Source organism: Kamptonema animale CS-326, from assembly GCF_028330895.1.
GTDB lineage: Bacteria > Cyanobacteriota > Cyanobacteriia > Cyanobacteriales > Microcoleaceae > Kamptonema > Kamptonema formosum.
The window spans coordinates 1-8,817 of record NZ_JAQMUA010000234.1 but is presented as its reverse complement, the minus strand read 5'-3'; the positions used below and the strand labels follow the sequence as shown (position 1 = coordinate 8,817).

General features: G+C 46.3%; 6 protein-coding genes. 4 read left to right on the top strand and 2 right to left on the bottom strand.

Annotated elements, in window-relative coordinates; translation table 11 throughout:
• Positions 1-381: 381 nt before the first annotated feature.
• Complete coding sequence (locus tag PN499_RS13305) at positions 382-714, top strand: hypothetical protein (RefSeq protein ID WP_272032438.1); 333 nt, start codon at positions 382-384, stop codon at positions 712-714.
• Positions 715-774: 60 nt separating this feature from the next.
• Here PN499_RS13305 and PN499_RS13300 read toward each other — a convergent pair whose 3' ends face one another.
• Positions 775-3,534: a DUF3536 domain-containing protein gene (locus PN499_RS13300; protein ID WP_272032437.1), complete on the bottom strand. Its 2,760-nt coding sequence runs from the start codon at positions 3,532-3,534 to the stop codon at positions 775-777.
• 741 nt (positions 3,535-4,275) lie between these two features.
• Here PN499_RS13300 and cax point away from each other — a divergent pair.
• The 3 genes from cax to PN499_RS13285 all read left to right on the top strand — a co-directional run bounded on the left by cax (position 4,276) and on the right by PN499_RS13285 (position 8,313).
• A complete protein-coding gene (gene cax, locus PN499_RS13295) occupies positions 4,276-5,397 on the top strand; it encodes a calcium/proton exchanger (protein ID WP_272032436.1) in 1,122 nt (373 codons plus the stop codon).
• 76 nt (positions 5,398-5,473) lie between these two features.
• Positions 5,474-5,602, top strand: a complete 129-nt coding sequence (locus PN499_RS13290) for a hypothetical protein (RefSeq protein WP_272032434.1) — start codon at positions 5,474-5,476, stop codon at positions 5,600-5,602.
• 641 nt (positions 5,603-6,243) lie between these two features.
• Positions 6,244-8,313, top strand: a complete 2,070-nt coding sequence (locus PN499_RS13285) for a serine/threonine-protein kinase (protein ID WP_272032433.1) — start codon at positions 6,244-6,246, stop codon at positions 8,311-8,313.
• Positions 8,314-8,363: 50 nt separating this feature from the next.
• Here the strand turns inward: PN499_RS13285 and PN499_RS13280 are convergent, their stop codons facing one another.
• Positions 8,364-8,489 (bottom strand): hypothetical protein, encoded by a 126-nt coding sequence (locus PN499_RS13280; protein WP_272032432.1) that lies wholly within the window; start codon positions 8,487-8,489, stop codon positions 8,364-8,366.
• Between the last annotated feature and the right edge of the window lie 328 nt (positions 8,490-8,817).

The window sequence follows — 8,817 nt, the reverse complement described above, 5'->3', positions numbered from 1 at the left end:
CGCCAAGATGGCGGCGTTACGGATATTTTTGCGTAAGTTATGTTTAAGTTTGAGATTGTTCGTGGATTCTATCATCGTTTTTGATTCTGCCTAACAATGAATATTTCTCGCTACGTTTTTTGGGTTAATTGTTTCGCATTCGCCTTGGTAGTTGTTGTAACTGCTTATGCCAAATTTTTTACATATTCAGTTGGCTCAGTATTCGATCCTCCTCAATATTCATCATATTTTACGGTTAGCCTATTAACTAATGTATTCCAGATTTTATGTACTATTCCATTTGTACTTTGCACTTTTAGTTGGGCACTGCTGAGACTTAAATCTAGGAATAAAAAAACGACTTTCTTTTTTGCCTCTGCAATTCTTACAGGATCTTTTGTGTTGGTAGAATTTTTTAGATTGCACGTCCATCTTGAAAAGATTGGCATTCCTAAGATAGTAACGGCAGCATTTTTTGCCATAGTTGCTATTGGATATGGGTTAAAATTTTGGCGTGTAATGCTACCAACTCCCTATTTTTTACTACTAACTAGCATGGGTTTAATGTTTATTGTTGTGATTGTAGACTCTCTCAAATTGCCGGGTGATGGAATTCCGAGTTTACTGGAAGGTATTCCTAAGTTATTTACGGCGATTAATGTTGTACTTTATTATTGGGAAGTTTGCTTCCAAGCAATCCTAACTTCTCACGTAACGCCGCCCTCTGGGCGGTAATTAACCGCCCAGAGGGTGGCGTTACGAAATAAAAGACCTCAATTTAATTGCCAACCAAAACTACGGCAACAACTTCAACCAGCTATTAACATCAACAGCCAATTTTTGACCTAACTCCAATAACTTCCGAATCTGAGGTAACTCCCAGCGAACTCCCTCCTCAATACAAACTAAGGCATGAGAATCAGTAGAGCCCTTCTCTTCATCTGATGTGATAATTTGCTCGGATTCTTGGCGTTGCAGCCACCCCAAACATACTGGTACAATTTGACTGTGAAGGGATTGGAAATACAACTCTTGGACGCGATCTAGATTTAAGCCGAAGTTGAGCTTATTTCCCAAATTAATCAGCCGATCCATGCGGTCTATTTCAGCTTCTATTAAGGTGGTATTTTCCTCTTTTAACAACGCCTCAAGCGATCGCAAAATCAGCCGTTCCAAAGTTTCCTTTACCTCTGGAATATTCACGCGACACCGAAGCTGAGCAGCTTCCACCGCGATCGCCTCTAATTCCGCTATGATTGTCACGCTGAAGCGTTGCTCGTAACTTTCAGCCACCAGAGCCCTCGCGGCTGTCAAACAGCGATGTCCCAAAGCTACCTCCGCAGCCACCTGTAACTCCGCAGGAACCGTCAACTCATCGCGGTGGAAAGCCATCATCACCCCGTAATTGTCCCGGTAAACTTGACTATAAAGCTGATCCAGCCGTGTCAAAGTTTCCTGACTGAGCAACCTCATAATCCGGTGGCGTTCCTCAGCAAACAAATTCCGCAAACTAAACGATTGATCTCCAAACAGGCGCACCATTTCCAGAATTGCCTGGGCCGCAGAAGCCTCTTCTAGAACTGTAAACAAGCGCTCTTTGAGCATGGTATAAGACCTGCGACCGCCAAAAGGTTGAATGCAGCAGTGGAAATCCCAGCCTCCCAAGTGAAACACAGCAAACACAAAAACCTGAGTTTCCTGAGTAATTTCTGAGGTCAACTGCACCTGACCCACCGCTAACGCCAGAGAACCCATCCGCTGCATTTGGTAATCTAGCTGGTGCGCCTGGTAACAGTAAACTTGTTGTTGGCTGGCAAAAGTAGTAAATAAAGAACTGATCGCATAGTGAGCAGTTACTTGCTCTAAACTAATTTGGGCAGTCGCCACCAGATGTCGATAAACTTCCGCACCCGTCTTAAAAAACTCAACATTACTTGGTGCCAGAGCTAGACGTTCAATAAACTCCCCTTCGCACTGTATTCCTGTAACATCCGCCGCCAATTCCAAAGCACGAGCCGCATAGCGCAGAATTTGTACCCCTTCCGGTCGGGAAATCTCCTCAAAAAACCAGCCGCAGCTAGTAAACATTAGCAGAGCGTGTCGCTGCATTTCCAACAGTCGCAAAGCATCTACCCGTTCTGAATCGTCGAGTTCGCGATCGCAGTGCTTAGTTAAAAAGCGGTTGACATTAGCAGTAGAGCGATCGCGAATTACCTCAATATACTCATCCCGCGCCGCCCAAGGATCGGTAAACAGCTTGCGCCCCGCCCCTTCATAAATGGGAATCAATCGATCCCTGAGCCAATTAAGGCTATTTCGTAGGGGTCGCCGCCATTGTTGATGCCATTCGCCACCACCACCACAACCACAATCATCTTGCCAGCGATCGACACCATGACCGCAACTCCAAGCCGTCACTGGCTTCAGTTCGACTTCCCAAGTAGGAGAGTTGATGCTCAAATAATGGGCAAAATTCGTCACCGTCCAGTTGCGGCGTGGAAACTCTTCTGTAAAACTATAGGCGAGGCACTTCTCAGTACCGCCCTTATGGTGGCCAAAAGTTTCCCCATCTGTTGCCACTGCGATTAATTGTGCCGGTCGATGATCCCCGCGCACGGCTTGGCCTAAACGCCCTGACAAGTGCTGAGCACTGCTGAGAACATCGCTAAAGCCCATATCCCGCGAGATCGGGCCATCGTAGAAAAAGATATCAATGTAGGGCGTGTTTGGACTAGGGATTGGCGACTTGGAATGATTGCGGCTGAAATGTTGAGTGCTGAGAGATTCTGCCGTTGAGGTGAGTGTAGGCTTGAGATAACAGCGGTAGGGGCGGGTGGGATCGATTTGGCTGCCCCCTACTTCGTGCCATTCTGGGCTGGGATCGTCGCCACTAGGGAAGGGACGGCAACGTTCTGCTTGCGATGGAGCCAAAATGATGAAGCGGATGCCTTCAGCGACTAGAGTTTCTAGGGTGGCGTAGTCTACACCCGTTTCTGCCAGCCACATTCCTTCGGGATCGCGGTTGAAGCGCGATCTAAAATCAGCGATCCCCCAACGAATTTGAGTGTATTTGTCCCGCTCATTTGCCAGGGGCATGATGATATGGTTGTAGACTTGAGCGATCGCATTGCCTTTGCCCAGACGAGCGCAAGATTTGCGATCGCCCTCTAAAATCCGCTCGTAAACTTCGCGATCGTATCGTTCTAGCCAACTCATCAGCGTTGGGCCGATATTGAAACTCAGATACTCATAGTTATTAACGATCCCCACCAATTCCCCGCGATCGTTCAAAATCCGGGCAAAAGCATTAGGGCGATAGCACTCATGGTGGATACGCTCATTCCAGTCATGGAAAGGAGCCGCCCCCGGTTGGCGTTCGATCGCATCCAGATAAGGATTTTCGCGAGGTGGCTGATAGAAATGACCGTGAACCGTGACATAAACCCCCGTAGCCGTGCGTGCGGGATCGACTGCTAGCGAATCAGTTGGAACCGCTGCATCCAATGTAGAAGGCTTGACCCAGAGGGATTGAGCAGTTGTAGAATGTAGAGCCATAGAATGAGCATCCTCAAATATTAAACACAAAAACAACCATACAATTAGCCAGACAGACGGTGCAGCAGGGAAGTCTGAGTTAGCAGCCTGTCTCAGCTAGGTTTTGTAATCAAAATTTTGATAAGTCTGGCATAGCAGGGGTTTGAGCATTCGCGATCGCGCGCGATTAATCTAGAAGTCAGAAGGCGACATTTAGTTATAACAACCTTTTTGGTAGTTAGGACATTCTGAGTTCCTAACCCTTCGGCAAAGCTCAGGGATTGCCGTTTGGACGTTCGGCAATGGTCAGAGGTTCGGAGATGCTGATTCGAGCCGTCGAGCCGTTGAGCCGCTAAGCCCTTGATTTTATTCCCTTCTTCCCCTAGTCCCTAGCCCCTCTTCCCTAGCCCCTAGCCACAGACTCTATAATTGAGCCAGTCAGTAGCGGACTCTTGAAAAACCCCTTAAGAATGAAACTTTTGGCAGACTTAGCCCCAAAGTTTATCCTTAAGCATCCCCCTGTCTTTAGACCGGGGAGTGTCAACCTTAAGCATCTCCCTGTCTTTAGACCGGGGAGTGTCAAGATTTGGAGTTATATAGCAGTTGCCAAGGCGATTAGGACGATCGATTGCTTCCACCCTTGCTAAGATTGGCTCTACCTCCTGCCTCCTGCTATAACTCCTAGACTAGATCGTTCGCCGTCTCTACAAGCATCCCTGAGACGGTGCAACACCGCTCCCTTGTCCTCATTTATAAATCTAAATGCTGAATACCAAGAACCTGCTTTCACTACTGCTAGTATTTATCCCGATTTCCATTGCAGCCCATTTCCTGGGATGGGGATCGACCACAGTTTTCATCACGTCGGCTTTGGCAATTATCCCTCTAGCCGCTTGGATGGGCACCGCCACCGAAGAAATCGCCGTAGTCCTCGGCCCCAATCTCGGCGGCTTACTTAACGCCACCTTCGGTAATGCCACAGAACTGATCATTGGCATTATCGCCCTCAATGCCGGACTCATAGATGTCGTCAAAGCCAGCATCACAGGTTCTATCATTAGCAACCTTCTGCTAGTCATGGGTTTTGCTATGTTTCTGGGGGGGTTGCGCTACAAAGAGCAAGAATTTCAGCCAATGGTAGCTCGGTTGAACGCTTCAGCCATGAACCTTGCCGTGATCGCAATTTTAGTGCCAACAGCCGTTGATGCCACCTCCCCTGGAATCGATGAAGCAACCATGCAGAAGCTCTCCAGCGCCGTCGCGATCGTACTGATTATAGTCTACGTGCTGACGCTGCTGTTTTCTATGAAAACCCACACCTACCTCTATGACGCAGGAGTTGCCGAGATGGATTTAGAGGGATTAGCCGAAAACAACTTGGCAGAAGACTCCCCCGATCATAAAGTCAACTTGCCCTTGTGGATTGGAGTATTGTTGACCTGTACGCTCACGGTAGCCTACGAGTCAGAATTGCTCGTCGATACTCTAGAAGAAGCTACCGCCCTCCTGGGGTTAACGTCCCTGTTTACTGGGGTAATTCTAGTTCCCATTATTGGCAACGCCGCCGAGCACGCCACAGCGGTGACAGTGGCGATGAAAAATAAAATGGATTTGTCCGTGTCAGTGGCACTAGGATCGAGTTTGCAAATTGCTTTATTTGTAGCGCCCGTCTTAGTCCTGGCAGGTTTTATTTTGGGCAAACCAATGGATTTGAACTTCAACCCCTTTGAATTGATTGCAGTTACCGTTGCAGTGCTGATTGCTAATTCCATCAGTTCCGATGGTAATTCAAACTGGCTTGAAGGTACTTTGCTCTTAGCTGCTTATCTAGTTTTGGCTCTCGCCTTCTACTTCCATCCAGTCGTTGAAGGTCTGGCGTTATAATCTTTCCAGTGGCTAATAAGTAATCGTAGGGTGGACGGTGCAATTATCAGATCTCTATAGCCTCAAAAGCTAAACTATGGCAGCCGCCACCCTACAGACTAAGTGCGATAGTCTTAACGATCGCGATCGCGACTGTCTCTATTCGCGAGTATTTGACACTCTCCGACCTAAAGGTGCGGAGATTCTTAAGACCTCACAGTCTTAATATCCTGATTACTCAGGTTCCCAGGCTCACCACGTTTGCCCGCTCCGGGCGTAATGATATCTCCTCAAGGTTTTTCGGGCGTAGACTTTCCCCCAGTCCGGGGGTAGGTTTTTAAATCTTGTACTGATTGAACCATTTTACCATTTTTAATGCAGCATAAATGCTGCGGTCAGCTTTCATCCCCTACCTGAAGTACGAAAAACGCAACTGCGTTGCTGTTTCTCAGGGGTTTTCAGCATTTTCTTTATAACTCCTGGTGGTTGTACCTCACAAGATTTTTTGGTAATGCAGCTCAAAAAAAGGAACAATAAAGATACACTTAAAGAGCGCATCTAAGACACGATGACTTTAGCTAGCAGACGGTTGTAATCCCGCAACACCTCCGCGTCATACCGTTAGGTATCGTTAGGGGTAGAAAATGAGCCGCTAGAAGAGTGAATTAAAAATTACGATGCGACTACGTGGAACTACCTACAAACTCTATTAATTTAGAGCGAGTGGATAGGGGTTGTTTGACAAACCCTTTAAGCATCAACTTTTTTGTGGATTCACCTCCATTCAAGTTGTCCTTAAAAATCTCCGCCTTTTGAGAGCGGGGTGTGTCAAATTGGACTTGGTAAAGCAACCTGAATCAGGGTTATGTGGCTTCTGTGAGTTATTGCCTCAATCCCAAATGCCCAAATCCTTCTGACCCGGCTAACGCTGACAGACCCGTTTGTCGCCACTGCGGTTCGGAACTCCTGTTAGAAGGTCGATATCGGGTCATTCTGCCTCTCGGAGGCGGCGGCTTTGGCAAAACCTATGAAATAGACGACCGAGGCGAGCGTAAAGTCTTGAAAGTCTTACTCAAAGACCATCCTAAAGCTGTAGCTCTGTTCAAGCAAGAAGCAGATGTATTGGCTAGACTGCGACACCCCGGTATTCCCAAAGTAGACCGCGACGGTTATTTTGTTTATTCCCCAGCCGACAGCACAGAACAATTCCACTGTCTGGTAATGGAGAAAATTTCTGGCGCGAATTTGCAGGATTGGCTGAAAAGTCGCGGTAAGCCAATTACTCAAGAACAGGCTGTGGAATGGTTGAAACAATTGTCGGATATTCTGGATAAGGTTCACGGACTCCATTATTTCCACCGGGATATTAAGCCGCACAACATTATGTGCAAACCTAATGGGCAATTGGTGTTGATTGACTTCGGAACTGCTAGAGAAGTCTCGGCTACCTACTTTGCTAAGGTGGGGCAAGGTCAAAATGTTACGGGTATTGTTTCTCCTGGCTATTCGCCGCCAGAACAAACAAATGGTAAGGCTGTCCCTCAATCGGATTTTTTTGCGCTGGGGCGTACCTTTGTTTATTTACTGACGGGTAAACCACCGACGGCTTTTCCGGAAAACCCCCGCACGGGTAAGTTGATGTGGCGCAAGGGCGCGCCTCATGTTTCGGATGCAGTCGCAAGTGTAATTGATTATTTGATGGCCCCGTTTCCGGGGAATAGGCCTCAAAGTCCACAGATGATTTTGCAGTGTCTAAAGGATATCGATCTAAGTGAGGAGCCGAGTCCCTCAGCAACTCAGTTTCCTGCGGGTTCGCAGCTTAAAGGGCGGGGGAATACTAATCCGCCAGTGACGACTAGGCAAAATTCTGGGACTAGACTTAAAACTAGTACGAGGAATAGCTCTAGTAAAATTTATAGGAACCCCGCACAGTTAAAGAATAAATTGGTGGTGGGTGGTGCTGTGCTGCTATTGGCATTGGGTTTCTCTCAAGTTTACAGTTCGGTGCGCTACGGATTTTTTGCCAATCCTGTTTGGTTGCTTTCGAGTTTGCCCAGCAGTCAATTTTTAGAAAAAAGTTTTAGTGATGTTGGTAATGTTAACGCGATCGCACTTAGCCCCGATGGTCAAACTTTAGCTTCTGGCTCTTTTGGTACGATTAGAATTTGGAATCTGAAGACAGGAAAACTCGTTCGCACGATTAATGGTGTGCATTCAAAGAAGTGGGTGAGAACGCTAACGATCGCGCCTGATAATCGGACTTTGGTGAGCGGTGGCGATGATAAAAATATTAGTATTTGGAATCTGAAAACTGGTAAGGCTATCCGCACAATGTCTGGTCATAAGGGGGGGGTGAATGCGATCGCGATTAGCCGCGATGGTCAAACTCTGGCTTCTGGTAGTGATGACAAAACTGTGTGTTTGTGGAATCTGAAAACTGGCAGCCGGATGCTTACTTTGAGCGGTCATCGGGCTCAAGTTAATACTCTGGCTTTCAGCCGTGACGGTCAAACTCTGGTTTCGGGTAGTGATGACAAGACTGTACGATTATGGAATTTCAAAGCTGGTCAATTAAGAAAAGTTCTGACAGGCCATGCGGGTGCTGTTAAGGCTGTTGCGATCAGTCCCGATGGTCAAACTTTGGCTTCGAGTAGCAGCGATAATAGTATCCGTATATGGAACCTCAAAGAAGGTAAACATACTAGGACTTTTGATGGTCATTCTAGTTGGGTGAGGACTCTGGCTATCAGTCCAGACGGGAAGACTCTTGTTAGTGGTGGCGCGAAAATTTTGGTGTGGGATCTGAAAAATGGTAAAGAGAAAACAGCTTTGCAAGGACACAGCCGTTTTGTGAGTGCGATCGCGATTACTCCTGATGGTAAGACTATTATTAGCGGCAGTCCAGATGAAACTCTGAAAATTTGGGAAATGCCTTGAAATCAAAAATTAATAAGTTGATGAATTGTTAGATATATCGCTCTAATCCACTAATCCGGCTTAACTACATCTAAGGGTAAATTTAAAGCTTCTGCAATTTGTTCATCATTTAGACCGAATTGCCGCAATTTATCTATTGTTTCAATTTTAGTTTGATGTTTGCTTTCTTCCTGCAAGTAAGGAGTTTCCGGCTGAGTTTTATTTGGGGTAAGGCTAGAGGGTTCAGCGCAACTATTTATGGAACCTATATTTATACCATTTCTCTAAAAGTATGCTACAGTCCATATCGTTGACTGTACTACATAGAATCAACCTACTGTTGCTACTGTTGCATGAATTTGGAGAAATGGTATTACAGTGTTTTTATTACGATTGTTTTTATTGCCGAAAGTTATAAGTAGTTGGACAGAATTAATTACACAAATAAGTAGTAGAATACATCCAGATAAACAAGTTGTGTATTAGTGAGGAAATTTTATGATATTTCTGAGAGAAATAAATCCT